The sequence below is a fragment of the Shewanella sp. SM74 genome, assembly GCF_025653725.1.
Taxonomy (GTDB): domain Bacteria; phylum Pseudomonadota; class Gammaproteobacteria; order Enterobacterales; family Shewanellaceae; genus Shewanella; species Shewanella oncorhynchi.
Window position 1 is genome coordinate 1 of the sequence record NZ_JAKKRZ010000015.1, and the last position, 15,443, is coordinate 15,443.

The following is a 15,443-nucleotide window of genomic DNA, read 5'->3' on the forward strand; positions in this document are numbered from 1 at the left end:
AGCTAGCACTGCCTTCCATAGCAACGATATAAGGAGGAGAGTTGGCAAGAAGGTCTTTCGTTTTTTGTGGTGACATGGCTTTATTGAATAACAACTCACCATATGGATTCACTTTACAAACTTGAATGACTTTTTTGCAAGGTCGAGAGATATTATTGTAGGCTTACTCATGTATGGACTCCTTTTGTTTTGGTCGACACCAACTTACGACTGTAGGTTGTTGGAGTCCATACATCGAGTTCAGGTTAACTAAGGTTCCAACACATCAGCTAAGCAGGTGAATTCGGTTAGGCAGGTAATATGAGTGAGTGCGAGCGAGTACTTATGAGCGTTGCATAAAAAAACCGATGACATGGGCATCGGTTTTTGATCTTTTCAGCGAGATAGGCATTAGAGCTAGGCTCGATTTTTATATATATTATACACTCGAGCAACCTCAAGGACTTCATCTTGAGGTTGTTTGCTATGTAATGTTACAGCCGGATACCACCATCGATTTCAAACACACGACCGTTAACATAATCGTTTTCAATAATAAAACGTACGGTAGAAGCTATCTCGTCGGCATGACCTAAGCGGCCAACTGGCACGAGTTTCTCTAAACGCTCCAACGCTTCTGGCTTCATTGCTGCTGTCATCTCGGTTGCGATCACGCCAGGTGCGACCGCTGCGCTACGGATATTGTAACGTGCTAACTCCTTTGCCCAACCGACAGACATAGCCGCAACACCCGCTTTTGAGGCCGCATAATTTGATTGACCCATATTACCCGCCTTAGCAAGGCTAGAGATGTTAACAATCACCCCCGCTTGACCCGATTCAATCATGGCCGCTGCGGCCTCACGGCCACAAAGGAAACTGCCGGTCAGGTTCACATTGATCACCGATTGGAATTGCTCGTAAGACATACGATCAGTGACCTTGCCGTCTTTGGCTTTGACTAACATGCCATCACGCAGAATACCAGCGTTGTTCACTAACACGTTCACTTGACCAAAATCTTCGAGAATATAGGCAAAACCCGCGACGACGTCTTCTTCGTCTGTAATGTCTAAGGCATAACCTTGAACTTCAGTGTCCGATCCAAGCTCAGCGCAGGCTCGCTCGAGTTTTTCTTGGTCCACATCGATAAGCGCTATCTTAGCACCCGCCTGCGCAAAATTTTGCGCCATTGCTAAGCCTAAGCCCCCCGCGCCGCCAGTAATGACGACAACCTTATCTTTTAAATCCATCTGGTGATCCCTTGTTATCTGTGTCTATTTTTTAAGTGGTGCAAATTGTTCAAATATACTGGAAAAATCTCGGCGGCCATTGCCTTGTCTTGCATGATTAACATACAAGCTGCGGGCTAAAGCGCCCATTGGCGTGCTAGAGTTGCTCAATAATGCAGCTTCTTGTGACAGACCGAGATCTTTGACCATCAAATCTACCATAAAGCCCCCCTGATAGCCCTTAGAAGAAGGCACTGTTTCCATCACGCCTGGGCAGGGATTGTACTTCTCTAGCGTCCAGTTTCCGCCACTGCTGACCTTCATAATATCGGATAGCACTTTGGGATCTAGGCCATGATCGACGCCCATTTGCAGGGCTTCGGAAGTACCGACCATCAACACAGATAACAGCATGTTATTGCAGATTTTCGCGACTTGCCCCGCACCTGGACCGCCTGCGTGGAAGATATTCACACCCATAGCCTTAAGTACGGGCTGCGCACGTTCAAAAGCGTTATCCGAGCCACCACAAATAAAAGTTAAGGTGCCCGCTGCCGCGCCTGCCGTGCCGCCAGAAACTGGTGCATCCATAAATTCGATGCCGCATTTAGCCGCTTCGGCCGCCACTAATTGTGCGCTTTGTGCATCGATGGTTGAACAATCGATGAGCAAGGTATCACCCGCAACCACTTCAAGCAGACCTTTGTCTGTTCCATTGCCTAAATATAAGTTTTTTACATGCTTGCCCGCAGGCAGCATAGTAATCACCACACTTGCGCCCGCTGCAGCGCCGCAGGCGGTACTTGATACTAAGGCGCCTTTTTCGGCCAATTGCTGCATAGCCTCAGGGACTAAATCAAAGACGCGAACCGTCATGCCTGCTTTTAATAAATTGGCCGCCATTGGGCCGCCCATATTACCTAAACCGATAAAGGCTACTGTACTCATGCCATCACTCCTGTGTTGTTCTTTTTAGTGTTGTGATAATGCTATCAAATTGATTATGCTGACTTTATCACAGAGTAAAGCGAGCTTGGCTAAGCAAATAAACACAGCGCTTAGCCAACTCGGCCCTTAAACGCTTAACTCAGTTGGTTAAAGGGATGCGCCTCGCCCCATGGGGAAGCCAATATTTGCTCAAGTACCGCTGTGGGTACTGAGTTAACATCCTTAAAACGCCATTGCGGTTTCTTGTCTTTATCAATCAAGAGTGCACGAACGCCTTCGCAGAAATCACCGTGGGCGCACACGTTAACACTCGCGGTTAATTCCCATTTGAAACATTGAGCTAAGCTAAGCTTAGTCCCTAACTGCCCTTGGATATAGACCAAGTGCCAGCTGATAGGGCTACCCGCAAGGAAGGTGTCCCGCGCTTTCATTAACCACTTTTCTTCCGATACCAGAGTTGACATGCGTGCTGCAATATCCTGCAGACTGCCCGCCATAAGCCTGTCGATTATGTCTTGGCTTTCGGCTAATACACTGTCGCCCTTCGGAATATCCACTTGATTAGACAGCTCGTTGATCATGCTATCTAAACGTTGATGATTAAGAGCTGGCGTATCACTCCAATCTAAGGTTGCCATGGCATCAAACATCAGCTCTTTGTCGTCGCGGTTCAGGTAATGATCCGCAAGGCCCACATAACAGGCATCGGCGGCATTGAGTTGATAGGCGGTCAATCCCAAAAACAATCCCATCTTGCCCTGCATACGATTAAGGAAATAACTGCCGCCCACATCGGGATACAGGCCGATAGTCACCTCTGGCATAGCGATACGCGAGGTTTCGGTAACGACTCTGTGGCTCGCGCCCGCCATCAAACCGAGGCCGCCGCCCATGACTATGCCATCGCCCCACACCAACACAGGTTTGCCAAAGGTATGCAGTAGATAATCGAGGCGATATTCCTCTTCGAAGAAAACCTTTGCTTCCTCAGTCACTTGCCCATTAGCGGCAATGGAAGCATGGTATAAAGCGCGCACATCACCCCCGGCACAAAATGCCTTCTCACCGCTGCCATCTAATACGATGCAAGCGATAAGGGGATCTTTCTTCCACAGATTAAGCTGCGCCGTCATAGCGCGCACCATGCCTAAATCTAAGGCATTGAGGGCTTTTTCCACATTGAGTGTGACCACCCCAACCAATTTGCCAGAAGCAGTGGCTAAGGTTTGAAAAACCACATTTTGTGTGGTCTTGACCTGATTTGCGACATGCTCGACCACGTCATTATCTACTACATTCGTCATTAGCGGTTTCTCCACTCAGCTTTACGTTTCCCTAAAAACGCATTCACGCCTTCGGCCTGATCTTCAGTATCAAATAATCCGACAAATAACTCACGCTCAATCGGTAGCGCTTGGCTACGCGCCATAGTGCGCCCCGCTTGAATAAGTGTCTTGCACGCTGTGACGCTGCTTGGGCTTTGGTTAGCGACTTTAACGGCCAACGCGATTGCCGCATTAAGCGCTTCGCCAGTATCAACCACTTCTTCCACTAAACGTAGATTCAATGCTTGAGTCGCATCGATACGCTCGCCGCATAAAATCATCCGTTTAGCCCACCCTTCACCGACTAATGCGGTCAGATTTTGAGTGCCACCCGCACAGGGTAATAAACCGACCGTCGCTTCGGGTAATGCCATCACAGCTTGAATTTCGGCGATACGAATATCGCAGGCCAACGCGACTTCTAAGCCGCCGCCCATGGCATAGCCATTAATCGCGGCAATCGACACACCGCGGAATTGGCTTAAGGTCTCAAAGGCTTCACCAAAATGCTTTGCCATCGTTGCCGCATTGCCTTTGTCACCATCGCTAAACAGTTTTAAATCGGCGCCAGCGGAGAAGAACTTTTGCCCTTGGCCCGTTAACACTAAGGCGTAAATATCTTTATTGGCATTCAGCTCAAGCACTTTGGCTTTAAGCGCCTGTAAACTCTCGGCAGTCCAAGTATTGGCTGGCGGATTGTTCATAGTCAGAATCGCCGTGTGGCCTTCGATACGTTCAACTAAATATTCCATCTTTATAGACTCCTTTTCAGTTATCGCCGACCTGTAAGTCACGCATATTGCGAGTTGAATTACAGGATTTGTCCTGCATTTTCATCGAGTAAACGACGGGCGATAATTAAGCGCATAATTTCGTTAGTGCCTTCTAAAATCTGATGCACACGCACATCACGGAAATGACGTTCCAGCGGGTACTCCCTTATATAACCATATCCACCATGAATTTGCAGCGCCGCATCGCAGACTTGAAAACCCACATCGGTGGCAAAGCGTTTCGCCATAGCGCAATAAGCCGTGGCCTCAGGATCGCCACTATCGAGTTTAAAGGCCGCAAGGCGCACCATTTGGCGGGCAGCCACTAACTCGGTTGCCATATCGGCAAGTTTAAATTGCAGCGCTTGGAAAGCCGCCAAAGGTTTACCAAATTGTTGACGCTCATTCATATACTGAGTTGCGCGCTCTAAAGCCGACTGCGCCGTCCCCACAGAACAGGTGGCTATATTGATGCGACCACCGTCTAAGCCTTTCATCGCGAAAGCAAAACCTTGGCCTTCTTCACCGAGCAAGTTCGCTACTGGCACGCGCACGTTTTCAAAGGTGATTTGACGGGTCGGCTGGGCATTCCAGCCCATTTTATCTTCGGCTTTACCGTAGATAACGCCAGCGGCATCCGCCGGAATGGCAATCGCCGAAATCCCCTTAGGCCCAGCTTGGCCTGTACGGCACATCACGACTAAAAGCTCAGTTGCGCCCGCACCCGAGATAAACATTTTCGAGCCTGAAATCACATATTCATCACCGTCACGCACCGCTTTGGTTTGCAAAGATGCAGCGTCCGAACCCGCACCCGGCTCAGTTAAACAATATGACGCTAACATCTGCCCTGTGGTTAACGGCTCAGACCAAGTCTGACGCAGGGTTTCAGTGCCCCAAGTCGTCACCATCCAAGTCGCCATATTGTGAATGGTCAGCATGGCCGTGGTCGCAGTGCAGCCCTTGGCAAGTTCTTCAAAAATAATCGAGGCATCGAGGCGCGATAAGCCCATGCCACCTTCGGATTCTGGCGAATACAGAGAGCAAAAACCTAGCTCACCGGCTTTTTGGATCACGTCTTTAGGGAAATGATGTTCTTCATCCCACTTGGCGGCGAACGGGGTTAATTCTTCCGCGGCAAACTGGCGCGCAAGATCGGCAAACTGGCGTTGGTCATCGTTGAAATTAAAATCCATTGGGCTCTCCTATGACTCTGTGGTCACTTTTTATTTAATAAATTGGGCGCCATAAAGACGCCGTGGTTTATAACCGAGCTTAGCGTAGGTTAATGCTCATATTTGGCGTTGAAGCTACGGCAATATCAGACTCGAACCAGCGTGAAGTGATGGTTTTAGTCTCGGTATAGAAACGCACCGCTTGCTTGCCATAAGCATGTTGATCGCCGTAGAAACTGCCCTTCCAACCGGTAAATGAGAAGAAAGGTAATGGCACAGGAATAGGCACGTTAATACCCACTTGGCCGACTTCGATTTCATGTTGATATTTACGGGCAGCTGCACCGCTAGCGGTAAAGATAGACGTGCCGTTGCCATAAGGGCTGGCGTTAACTAATTCGATGGCGGCTTCTAAGGAGTCTGATTCCATACAACACAGTACAGGGCCAAAGATTTCTTCCTTGTAAATGCTCATCTCAGTGGTGACTTTATCGAACATGGTTGGGCCAATCCAATTACCGGATTCATAACCTTCCACGGTAAAATCGCTGCCATCGAGTAAACACTCGGCGCCTTCGGCTTTACCTTGGGCGATAAGTTTAAGCACCCGCGCCTTAGCTGCAGGGCTGATAACTGGACCATAACCCGCTTCTTTATCGTCCCATAAACCTGGGCGAACTTTGGCTAAGGCTTCTTTTAATTCTGGGATCCACTCTTTAGCGGCGCCAACAAACACGGCAACCGAAATCGCCATACAACGCTGACCCGCCGCGCCCACAGAAGCACCGACTAAGTTGTTGATCACTTGCTGTTTGTTTGCATCTGGCATTATAACGCAGTGGTTTTTCGCGCCCGCAAAGGCTTGCACGCGTTTTAAGTTATCGGTACCCGTTTTATAAATATATTGACCCACAGCCACAGAACCGACGAAAGAAATGGCTTTAATCGCAGGGTCTGCCAGCAGGATATCTACGGCTGTTTTATCACCATGCACTAATTGCAATACGCCTTTAGGTGCGCCCGCCTCAACAAACAGCTCAACCAGACGCTGCGGCGTCATAGGATCTTGTTCTGAAGGCTTTAAAATGAAAGTGTTACCGCAGGCAATCGCCAATGGGAACATCCATAACGGGATCATCGCAGGGAAGTTAAATGGCGTAATACCGGCACACACACCGAGCGGTTGAGTGTAGCTGTAAGTATCGATTGAACGCGCGACGTTCTCGACGGTTTCACCCATCAATAATGACGCCACATTACAAGCATGTTCAGCAACTTCGATACCACGCCATACATCGCCCTTGGCATCTTCAAAGGTTTTACCGGTTTCCTTTGCAAGAATGGTCGCCAGTTCGTCGTGATGTTCTTTTAGCAGATGTTGATAACGCAACATGACACGCGCGCGTTCAGACACTGGCACTTCTTTCCAGGTTTTAAAGGCCGCTTTGGCGCTGGCAATGGCAGCGTGAACTTCTTCGCTAGTGGCAGCATTAATCACAGCAATCGGCGAGTTATTCGCGGGATTGGTGACAATAATCTGTGATGTGCCCGTACCTTGGATAAACTCGCCGTCAATGTAATGCTTTACTTGTGTGGTCATGTTGCAATCCTTTCCTTGTAGAGTGATGGGCTGGCGGTGCGATATTATGATTATCCTCAAGGGAAGTGATTGCCCTTGCCAGCCCCGTCTTGTTGATTTAACTAAAACCTGATTTGACAAAAACCTTTGCGATTAGACCTCAATGGCCATCGCTGTTGCTTCACCACCGCCGATACACAGCGAGGCGACACCGCGTTTAAGGCCGCGGGCTTTTAAAGCATGGATTAAGGTCACCAGCAAACGTGAACCCGAGCAACCAATAGGATGACCTAAAGCGCAAGCGCCGCCATTGACGTTAACTTTAGCCACATCTAAACCCAGTTCAGACACGGCAAGCATAGTCACCATGGCGAAGGCTTCATTGATTTCGAATAAATCGACTTCATCCGTTGACCAACCCACATTGGCCAGCAATTTCGCCATAGCGCCGACAGGTGCAGTGGTAAAGAGTGAAGGCTCTTGGGCGTGGGTCGTGTGGCCTTTGATGGTGGCTAATACAGTTAAGCCTAAACGCTCAGCTTCGCCGCGAGAGGTCAGCATCAATGCCGCTGCGCCATCGGAAATAGAGCTAGAGTTGGCCGCTGTGATAGTGCCATCTTTGGTAAAGGCAGGGCGCAGCGTAGGAATTTTTTCAGGGCGGGCATTACCGGGTTGCTCGTCGGTATCGATAGTCACATCACCACGACGATCGCTGACAGTAACTGGCGTAATTTCAGCTTTAAAGGCACCCGAGTTAATCGCGGCATTGGCTTTTTCGAGCGAACTGAGCGCAAAGGCGTCCATCTGCTCGCGGGTGATACCAAATTCATCGGCGGTTTTCTGGGCAAACGTTCCCATGGCGCCGCCAGTATAAGCATCCTCAAGACCATCTAAAAACATATGATCGAGCACTTTGCCGTGGCCCATGCGCATGCCGCCGCGGGCTTTATCCAAAAGATACGGCGCTTGGCTCATACTTTCCATACCGCCAGCGATCACGACTTTTGCACTGCCCGCTTTAATCAAATCGTGGGCTAACATGACCGTCTTCATGCCTGAGCCACAGACTTTGTTCACTGTGGTCGCACCAACGGATAAGGGTAATCCCGCACCTAAAGTGGCTTGACGTGCAGGCGCTTGACCTAAACCAGCGGGTAATACGCAGCCCATCAAGACTTCATCAACATGCTCACCCGCTAATTGAGTCTCCGCCAACAAGCCCTTAATGGCTGTCGCGGCTAAAGTCGGTGATGCAACAGATGACAAACTGCCTTGAAAACCACCCATAGGGGTGCGTTTAGCGGCAACAATAACAATATCTTGATTTAACGGTTCAGTACTCATGCAGGCTCCAACCCAAATTGACCACAAGGCCTAGTGCTAGCCTTGGGACGTTTAATAAAATCGACAATAAAACCACTCTGACGTTTACGCGAACGTAAAGCAAGTATTCCTTGGTCTAATGTGTCGATTTTATCGGGTAAAAATTGTCAGTAAGGATTTACAGCGAGGCAGGGATTAAGCACAGTCAAGCGTGGACCACAGCATCTAAGGGAGAGATAAATTAAGGGCTTTTGGGTATCAGCTTAGGTCACATCCATGTGACCACATCACCATAAAAGGCTAAACAAAACCTTAGCGCGATTCCCACGGTGTCATCGCCGTCATATCACTTAAGTCATAAGGCGTTAACTGGTAAACGTAATAATTGAGCCAATTACTGACCAACAAACTACCGTGGCTGTGCCAGCGGGCAATGGCTTCGGCTTCTGGATTATTATTTCGATAATAGTTTTGTGGCACATTTGGCGCTAAGCCTTGGGCTAAATCCCTATGGTATTCATCGTTTAAGGTCGATTTTTGATATTCAGGGTGACCCATTACAAACAAGTTACGGTTATTACGACTTAACACCAAATAAGCCCCGGCCTCATCGGACTGCGCTAACACTTGCAGCTGCGGGTGTTGCCTAATTTCTTCCACATCCATCTCGGCAAAACGCGAGTGGGGTGCAAAGAACTCATCATCAAAACCACGTAGCAGTGGGAAATGCTGACAAGTGCGCCTATGTACAAATACGCCAGAACGCTTCTGTTGCAATATTTTTCGATTTAAACCATAGAGATGATACAAGCCCGCATGGGCTGCCCAGCATAAAAACAACACTGAGGTGACATGCTCTTGGGACCAGTCGATGATTTCACGGATATGATCCCAATAAACCACATCTTCGAAATCGATTTGCCCAAGCGGCGCGCCTGTGATGATAAGACCGTCGTAATTTTTATGGCGCACGGCTTCAAAATCACGGTAAAAAGTATTCATGTGGTCGATGGAAGTATGCTTGGACTCTTTGTCGTGAATGCGCAGTAAATCCACATCGACTTGTAAAGGCGTGTTGCCCAGTAAGCGCAGTAACTGGGTTTCTGTCTCAATTTTGTTCGGCATCAAGTTCAAAATCAGCACCTTCATTGGCCTGATATCTTGATTCGCCGCCCGCGTCTCGGACATAACGAAAATATTTTCTGACTCTAACACCCCTGCTGCGGGCAGATGATCTGGAATTCTAACCGGCATACCGCGCCTCTTCTGTTCGTAAATACTAACGGATTCGGCGCGTATGTCAGCTCACTTCTGAGCGGGCTAACTAGCCACCGACTTTCTCTAGCAGTATCGTCATTGGCTCAGTGGAATTGAGATCAATATGATAGGCTTGAGTATTAATAAACAATAACTTATCACCCAACATAATCCGGGCACCTATGGCATAAGTGTGACCGGGTTGGAACTGATCGCTACCAATCGCAAAACTGAATGGCGCGGGTGTCGCAGCACCTTGTTGCACGCGCTCCGCCATCACTATGGCTGGCACATCCATTTTTGAGACATCAAGCAGTTGCACTATGACCTTAGCATCGGCAGGTAAGGCTATCCGTTCGCGATATAAGGTCTCGCCTTTTATCTCAACGATAGCATTCGGTGTCGCACAACCCGATAACACCCCCATTACGGCCATTAATGCTAAGGCTGTTAATCTCAACGCGCTTAAACGCAACCATTTGTTCATTTTGTTTCTCCTAATCATACATAAAGACTTCTAGATGTCCATACGCCCAAGCTATAAATCTTGTCTTGGTGAACATAACTTTCTATCATAAGCCACCATTTCGTTGCCGAAAAATCTATGACCCAAGCAACTGCAATCATTGTGGGAGCTAGCTCACAATTAAGTCGTGAACTTGCAAAGCAATTGGCAGATCAACAGGTTGAATTAGTCTTATTCGCCCAAGATCCAGAATCACTGCGCGATTTTGCCTTATCCTTGCCAACAAAAGTACAAGTTTTTGCACTTCAAATTGAACAACCTCAAGCCATCATCAACCAACTTGAATCAGTCTGGCAAAGTCTTGGCGGCGCACACTTAGTCTTAGTCAATACAGGCCTCAATAGCTATGACCCCGAGTTGCCTTGGCTACCGGAGCAAGACATTATCGATGTCAATGTGCGAGGTTTTGCTGCCATCTGCAATACGGCATTTAGACTATTTCGCGAGCAAGGTTATGGACAACTGGCGGCAATCAACTCGATTGCGGGCCTGCGCGGCGGGCCGAGTGTGGCCTATCACGCCTCAAAAGCCTTTGGCCAGAATTACCTTGAGGGCTTAAGTATGCATGCTCAGCGCCTTAAGTTACCGATTACGATTACCGATATCCAACTTGGTTTGCTCGATAAAGCCGCTATGCAGCAAAGTGCAATGTGGCTTGCACCATTGCCACAAGTCGCAGCGCAAATCATCAAGGCAATGAAACAAGGCAAACGCCGCGTCTATGTGACCAAACGCTGGCGCCTCGTCGCTTGGCTTACTGTGTTATTACCCGAATTTATCTATAACACTCGCCACTGGAAAGCTAAAAAGCCAAAGCGCTAAATCGGCTTAGCCTAAGTGGAACAGAACATGGCGCGATAAAAAGGGCAGAAACGAAAAAGGAGCCTAAGGCTCCTTTTTTACGCTTATCTAATCAGTGGATTAGAAAGTGTAACCCACGCTGACCATATAAACCCATGGGTTGATATCAGTGTCGATAACCACAGTGTCGCCCGCTAATTTAAACTTCACGTCACTGCTAATTTGTGCGTACCACACTGAAGCGTTCACTAACCAGTTTTTGTTAACCTGATAGTCAACACCTGCTTGTGCCGCTAAGCCCCACGAAGTGCTCATGCTCAAGTCAGTTAACGCACCATTTAAATCGTTGGTGAACTCATTGTCGAAGAAATTAGTATAGTTAACACCGACACCCACGTATGGACGTAATTTAGATTGCGCATCACCAAAGTAGTACTGCGCCACTAAAGTGGGTGGTAAATGTTTAGTTTCAGCAATCTTACCTACGCCAGCCAAAGAAACATCGTGGCTAAAAGGTGTGGCAGCTAATAACTCAACCCCAAAGTTATCTGTCAGCATGTAGCCAAAGTTTAAACCCACTTGAGTGTTATTGCTGATTTGGAACTCGCCGTTACCCGCAACATCATCACTTGATTCATTTGGCGCAACAACCACAGCACCCGCACGAACGATAATGTCACCCGCTTGGTGAGCCGATACAGAGGCAGAAAAACCAGCGGCTAAAAGGGTGGCAGCGACCAGTGTAGAAACAGTGTTTTTATTCATCATCATACTCCATATGTACAACATAGGTTTTTGTTTTGTATTACATCCTTAACAATTGACGCCTACACTGCCAGAGATATGCGGCTGATTTATTGATCCAAATCAAAGTGAGTGAGCAATACTCACTTATAGGTACTACACATGGGAGCTGAATCACGAAATTCAAACATTTATTGATAATACCCCTTTGTTTTCTGTGAGCTAAGTGTTGTATTAGCCATCACTAATGACTACCGCAAGAGGTAGTGATCAATAACACCATAAACATTTTAGTAACAATGAAAAGCACTTAACTAAGAGGTTATTTGAACATTTATTTCAAATTATAGAGACGAGTTAAATGATACCAATCACATTAAATATCTAATCAGTTCAGAGCCTCACAGGCATCTCAATCCAAGGCGCATTGACGCAAAAATGGTTATTCCCTTTTAAGTCAATGCAACACAGGAGTGGGATGCCTGTGTGGCTCCCGAAGGGCGGCTGATGTTCACTACATGGCAACGCGCTTTATACTGCGTTTAAGGCTTTCGACAGAGCACCACTATGCCTTCAAGCCTTAGCCTTGTCTAAAGCGCGTTGAACTCCCGCTGAATGAACAGATATTTAATACGATTGGTATTAAGATAAAAACAAAAAATGGACAAATAAAAACGGCTTGAAGATGATACCTATCATGTTAGATAACTTGATTGCATGGAATGACAGTGTGAGGCGGTTAGATCAGTTTTAGACTGAACGAATAAGAAAGTGAGAAGATTAGCTTGAGTAGCAACACGTAAGCAAAGGATAGCGAGTTAGCCAGCCCTTAGTCGCAACTCTGTGCTTAAAAACTGGTAATGATCGCTTTGGATTGGCGCTCAATTTGAGGGCAAACAGGGAGTTCAGCCCAAAGGGAACCACCAGCTCAATACCGTAATGCATGGAATGATGAGCAGTCTCTGCATCTACCTGAGTATCTGTCTCAACATGAGATTTTAAACACACCCCAACCGCGGTTTCTAACTCTGGCCAATGGGCCATAGCATCAATACAAGATGTGTAAGCCATGTCTTGATTGCGACTATGCATGCGCGCCTGATTCTTAACCGACCATGGTAACTCAGGGGCAAGCTGATGAAGATAGGTTTCAATCGCCAGATCCCGCTCAGGGCTAATATCTAAAGGGCAAAAATAGATCAGATCGATATCGTTCAGTGGACTCAACTCAAATTCGTGCAAGCGATCCCAGACTAAATTACGGACAAATCCTGCCGCCAGACACCACTGCGGCATTGAGTGTACTTTGGCGCATTGAAGCACGAGTTCAAGCGCCCTCACCCGCTCACAGTCTTGAGCTATCCATTCGAGTAATTGATGCTCTAGCGCTGCTTCACTCATTGCATCATTCATAACATTATTCGTAGCAACACTCATGACATTACCCCTAGCACCACTCATAACAGTATCGCCCGCTTCAATATCAGATAAAAACACGGGAAAGACATTAGGCTTACTCCACTTCGCCATCGGTTTCTGAGCACTTTACGACCTCATGACAGAGTAAATAAACGAGACTATAAATCGGTGCCATTACCGCAAAACAAATCCAAAACCCATAGACATCTTTGTCTAGCAGATTAACGCTAACAGTAAAGATGGGCATGAACAGTAGCATCCATTTTATTACATTGAGTTTGTACAGTATCGGCTTATCACAATGGCAGCAGCGTCCTTCCTTAATCGGCACATCCTTAGCGCCGAGTTTACCTTTGCAATACGGACATTTTTTACTGAAAAGCATTTAAACTCCATCGCTGAGATTAGACTCGCAAAGCAAGTCTCATCATCCATTCTTTCTATTCGTAAAAACCGTATCCGCGCAATTCGTTACACCGCATCCGCTTGGCGCTCTGGCGCAGCATCGACAAAGGCTTCAAGCTGATTACACTCAGCCCACACGCGCATGATATTGGGATAAGGCGTTAAATCCACATTAAAACGCTGGGCGTTATACACCTGCGGCACTAAACATAAGTCGGCTAATGTCACGGCATTCCCAAAGCAATAACGACCGCTATGCCGTGTTAACAAGGTTTCTAAGGCCGTAAAACCACTTGCGACCCAATGGTGATACCAAGTATTTTTGGCGGTGTCATCAGCACCTAAGGTTTGCGTTAAATACTGCAATACCCGCAAGTTGTTTAATGGGTGAATTTCACAGGCGACCGTAAGTGCCATAGCGCGCACGTGGGCACGTTCAAGAGCCGATGCAGGCAATAATGGCGACTGTGGATGTATCTCATCAAGATATTCGATAATCGCTAAAGATTGCGACAAGGCATCCACATCCAGCTCATCATCCACCACTAAGGTTGGCACTAACTCTAAAGGATTAAGCGCAATGTAGGCCGCTTTATGTTGCTCGCCGCCATCACGTACGAGATGTACTGAAAACTGTTCGGCTGAAATCCCCTTGAGATTAAGGGCAATTCGAACCCGATAGGCTGCACTGGAACGCCAATAACCGTAAAGTTTCATATTTTCATGTCCTTATAAAAGTCAGTATAAAAACGGGGCAATTAAGCCCCGTTAGTTTGAGTCGGTGTCGCCCTTTAAGGGAAAGCCTTAGGCTTTGTATTCAACCACTTTTTGATCGATAGAACCAAAAATGGTTACATCATTATCATCGAGCATTTCGATACGCACTGTGTCACCAAAACGCATAAATGGCGTAGTGGCTTTGCCTTCGGCAATCACTTCTAACATACGTTTTTCCGCTAAACAGCTCGAACCTGCGCTACGGTCATAGTTAGAAATAGTACCAGAGCCTATAATCGCGCCTGCGCCCAATGGGCGGGTTTTTGCAACATGCGAAACTAACTGACTGAAATTAAAGGTCATATCAACGCCCGCATTCGGACGACCAAATAATTCACCATTTAAATAGGTGATCAGCGGTAAATGCACTTTCGAATCTTCCCAACGGACACCCAATTCATCCGGTGTCACAGCCACAGGCGAAAAACTGCTCGAGGGTTTAGATTGGAAAAAACCAAAGCCTTTCGCCAACTCACCAGGGATCAAGTTACGCAATGACACATCGTTAACTAGCATCAACAATTTAATGTGCTTAGCTGCATTGTCAGTGCTCACGCCCATAGGCACATCATCGGTAATAACCGCAATTTCAGATTCGAAATCGATACCCCAGTCTTCACTCGCCAATGGGATATCCGCTTTAGGGGCAATAAAGCTGTCTGAGCCACCTTGATAAAACAACGGATCTGTCCAAAAGGTTTCTGGCATTTCTGCGCCACGGGCTTTACGGACTAACTCAACGTGATTCACATAAGCGCTACCATCGGCCCATTGGTAAGCACGCGGTAATGGCGACAAGCACTTAGCTTCGTCGAACACTTGCGCGTTATCTAACATGCCTTCATTTAACGCATCGTACAATTCTTGCAATTGCGGTCTCAGTAAATCCCAACCATCGAGTAATTGCTGCATAGTGTGGGCAATGGCAGGAACAGCAACCGTTTTAGTGAGATCGCGGCTGACTAACATCAACTGACCATCACGACGACCATTGTTATAACTTGCAAGTTTCATATTGGCTCCAGTGCTCTTCGGCTAGGTGTACAATTTTATTGTGCTGGAAAACGCGCGACGTCACCCAGCTTATATTCGGCGATTTAAATCGAACTTTTTGACTCATTAAGGGCATACATGTTACGCAGTTCGCGCCAACGAGGCATGCTCTTTTACTTGCTTTAAC

The 15,443-nt window shown here is 47.4% G+C and carries 15 protein-coding genes; 1 reads left to right on the forward strand and 14 read right to left on the reverse strand.

Annotated elements, in window-relative coordinates; all coding sequences use genetic code 11:
- Positions 1-473: 473 nt before the first annotated feature.
- From L5M49_RS15460 to L5M49_RS15500, 9 genes are all read right to left on the reverse strand, one after another.
- The gene (locus L5M49_RS15460) at positions 474-1,232 is read right to left on the reverse strand and encodes an SDR family oxidoreductase (RefSeq protein WP_011846385.1); all 759 of its coding nucleotides are present in this window, start codon (positions 1,230-1,232) and stop codon (positions 474-476) included.
- A 24-nt stretch (positions 1,233-1,256) separates the two neighbouring features.
- Entirely contained in the window at positions 1,257-2,159 is a 903-nt protein-coding gene (mmsB, locus tag L5M49_RS15465; protein ID WP_263266372.1) for a 3-hydroxyisobutyrate dehydrogenase, read from the reverse strand.
- A gap of 134 nt (positions 2,160-2,293) precedes the next feature.
- Complete coding sequence (locus L5M49_RS15470; RefSeq protein ID WP_198573586.1) at positions 2,294-3,463, reverse strand: enoyl-CoA hydratase/isomerase family protein; 1,170 nt, start codon at positions 3,461-3,463, stop codon at positions 2,294-2,296.
- On the reverse strand, positions 3,463-4,236 hold the full coding sequence (locus tag L5M49_RS15475; protein WP_173245775.1) for an enoyl-CoA hydratase: 774 nt from the start codon (positions 4,234-4,236) through the stop codon (positions 3,463-3,465). The genes L5M49_RS15470 and L5M49_RS15475 overlap by 1 nt, the downstream gene beginning before the upstream one ends.
- A gap of 59 nt (positions 4,237-4,295) precedes the next feature.
- Entirely contained in the window at positions 4,296-5,453 is a 1,158-nt protein-coding gene (locus tag L5M49_RS15480; RefSeq protein WP_113938930.1) for an acyl-CoA dehydrogenase family protein, read from the reverse strand.
- A gap of 79 nt (positions 5,454-5,532) precedes the next feature.
- Positions 5,533-7,032: a CoA-acylating methylmalonate-semialdehyde dehydrogenase gene (locus L5M49_RS15485; protein WP_011919010.1), complete on the reverse strand. Its 1,500-nt coding sequence runs from the start codon at positions 7,030-7,032 to the stop codon at positions 5,533-5,535.
- 132 nt (positions 7,033-7,164) lie between these two features.
- Complete coding sequence (locus L5M49_RS15490) at positions 7,165-8,355, reverse strand: thiolase family protein (RefSeq protein WP_131523781.1); 1,191 nt, start codon at positions 8,353-8,355, stop codon at positions 7,165-7,167.
- A 291-nt stretch (positions 8,356-8,646) separates the two neighbouring features.
- Positions 8,647-9,588, reverse strand: coding sequence for a homoserine O-acetyltransferase MetA (gene metA, locus L5M49_RS15495; protein WP_263199310.1), 942 nt, complete (start codon positions 9,586-9,588; stop codon positions 8,647-8,649).
- Positions 9,589-9,658: 70 nt separating this feature from the next.
- Positions 9,659-10,078, reverse strand: coding sequence for a YbaY family lipoprotein (locus L5M49_RS15500; protein WP_173245790.1), 420 nt, complete (start codon positions 10,076-10,078; stop codon positions 9,659-9,661).
- A gap of 117 nt (positions 10,079-10,195) precedes the next feature.
- Between L5M49_RS15500 and L5M49_RS15505 the strand changes: the two genes are divergently transcribed.
- Positions 10,196-10,939 carry an SDR family NAD(P)-dependent oxidoreductase gene (locus L5M49_RS15505; protein ID WP_131523783.1) on the forward strand — a complete coding sequence of 248 codons (744 nt, stop codon included), beginning with the start codon at positions 10,196-10,198 and terminating at the stop codon, positions 10,937-10,939.
- A gap of 99 nt (positions 10,940-11,038) precedes the next feature.
- Here L5M49_RS15505 and ompW read toward each other — a convergent pair whose 3' ends face one another.
- From ompW to L5M49_RS15530, 5 genes are all read right to left on the reverse strand, one after another.
- Entirely contained in the window at positions 11,039-11,686 is a 648-nt protein-coding gene (gene ompW, locus L5M49_RS15510; RefSeq protein WP_028760570.1) for an outer membrane protein OmpW, read from the reverse strand.
- Positions 11,687-12,442: 756 nt separating this feature from the next.
- On the reverse strand, positions 12,443-13,099 hold the full coding sequence (locus tag L5M49_RS15515) for a nucleotidyltransferase family protein (protein ID WP_411569108.1): 657 nt from the start codon (positions 13,097-13,099) through the stop codon (positions 12,443-12,445).
- 76 nt (positions 13,100-13,175) lie between these two features.
- Positions 13,176-13,466: a hypothetical protein gene (locus L5M49_RS15520; RefSeq protein ID WP_028760572.1), complete on the reverse strand. Its 291-nt coding sequence runs from the start codon at positions 13,464-13,466 to the stop codon at positions 13,176-13,178.
- An 86-nt stretch (positions 13,467-13,552) separates the two neighbouring features.
- Positions 13,553-14,203: a maleylacetoacetate isomerase gene (gene maiA, locus L5M49_RS15525; RefSeq protein ID WP_219234214.1), complete on the reverse strand. Its 651-nt coding sequence runs from the start codon at positions 14,201-14,203 to the stop codon at positions 13,553-13,555.
- Between the two features lie 87 nt (positions 14,204-14,290).
- Positions 14,291-15,277, reverse strand: a complete 987-nt coding sequence (locus L5M49_RS15530; RefSeq protein WP_263266374.1) for a fumarylacetoacetate hydrolase family protein — start codon at positions 15,275-15,277, stop codon at positions 14,291-14,293.
- Positions 15,278-15,443: the final 166 nt, after the last annotated feature.

Bases quoted from the DNA above. Each gene is read 5' to 3' on its own strand.
- L5M49_RS15460 (WP_011846385.1), bottom strand. From the start codon at position 1,232: ATGGATTTAAAAGATAAGGTTGTCGTCATTACTGGCGGCGCGGGGGGC.
- L5M49_RS15480 (WP_113938930.1), bottom strand. From the start codon at position 5,453: ATGGATTTTAATTTCAACGATGACCAACGCCAGTTTGCCGATCTTGCG.
- L5M49_RS15500 (WP_173245790.1), bottom strand. From the start codon at position 10,078: ATGAACAAATGGTTGCGTTTAAGCGCGTTGAGATTAACAGCCTTAGCA.
- ompW (WP_028760570.1), bottom strand. From the start codon at position 11,686: ATGATGAATAAAAACACTGTTTCTACACTGGTCGCTGCCACCCTTTTA.
- L5M49_RS15515 (WP_411569108.1), bottom strand. From the start codon at position 13,099: ATGAGTGTTGCTACGAATAATGTTATGAATGATGCAATGAGTGAAGCA.
- L5M49_RS15505 (WP_131523783.1), top strand. From the start codon at position 10,196: ATGACCCAAGCAACTGCAATCATTGTGGGAGCTAGCTCACAATTAAGT.
- maiA (WP_219234214.1), bottom strand. From the start codon at position 14,203: ATGAAACTTTACGGTTATTGGCGTTCCAGTGCAGCCTATCGGGTTCGA.
- L5M49_RS15530 (WP_263266374.1), bottom strand. From the start codon at position 15,277: ATGAAACTTGCAAGTTATAACAATGGTCGTCGTGATGGTCAGTTGATG.
- L5M49_RS15485 (WP_011919010.1), bottom strand. From the start codon at position 7,032: ATGACCACACAAGTAAAGCATTACATTGACGGCGAGTTTATCCAAGGT.
- metA (WP_263199310.1), bottom strand. From the start codon at position 9,588: ATGCCGGTTAGAATTCCAGATCATCTGCCCGCAGCAGGGGTGTTAGAG.
- L5M49_RS15470 (WP_198573586.1), bottom strand. From the start codon at position 3,463: ATGACGAATGTAGTAGATAATGACGTGGTCGAGCATGTCGCAAATCAG.
- L5M49_RS15520 (WP_028760572.1), bottom strand. From the start codon at position 13,466: ATGCTTTTCAGTAAAAAATGTCCGTATTGCAAAGGTAAACTCGGCGCT.
- mmsB (WP_263266372.1), bottom strand. From the start codon at position 2,159: ATGAGTACAGTAGCCTTTATCGGTTTAGGTAATATGGGCGGCCCAATG.
- L5M49_RS15490 (WP_131523781.1), bottom strand. From the start codon at position 8,355: ATGAGTACTGAACCGTTAAATCAAGATATTGTTATTGTTGCCGCTAAA.
- L5M49_RS15475 (WP_173245775.1), bottom strand. From the start codon at position 4,236: ATGGAATATTTAGTTGAACGTATCGAAGGCCACACGGCGATTCTGACT.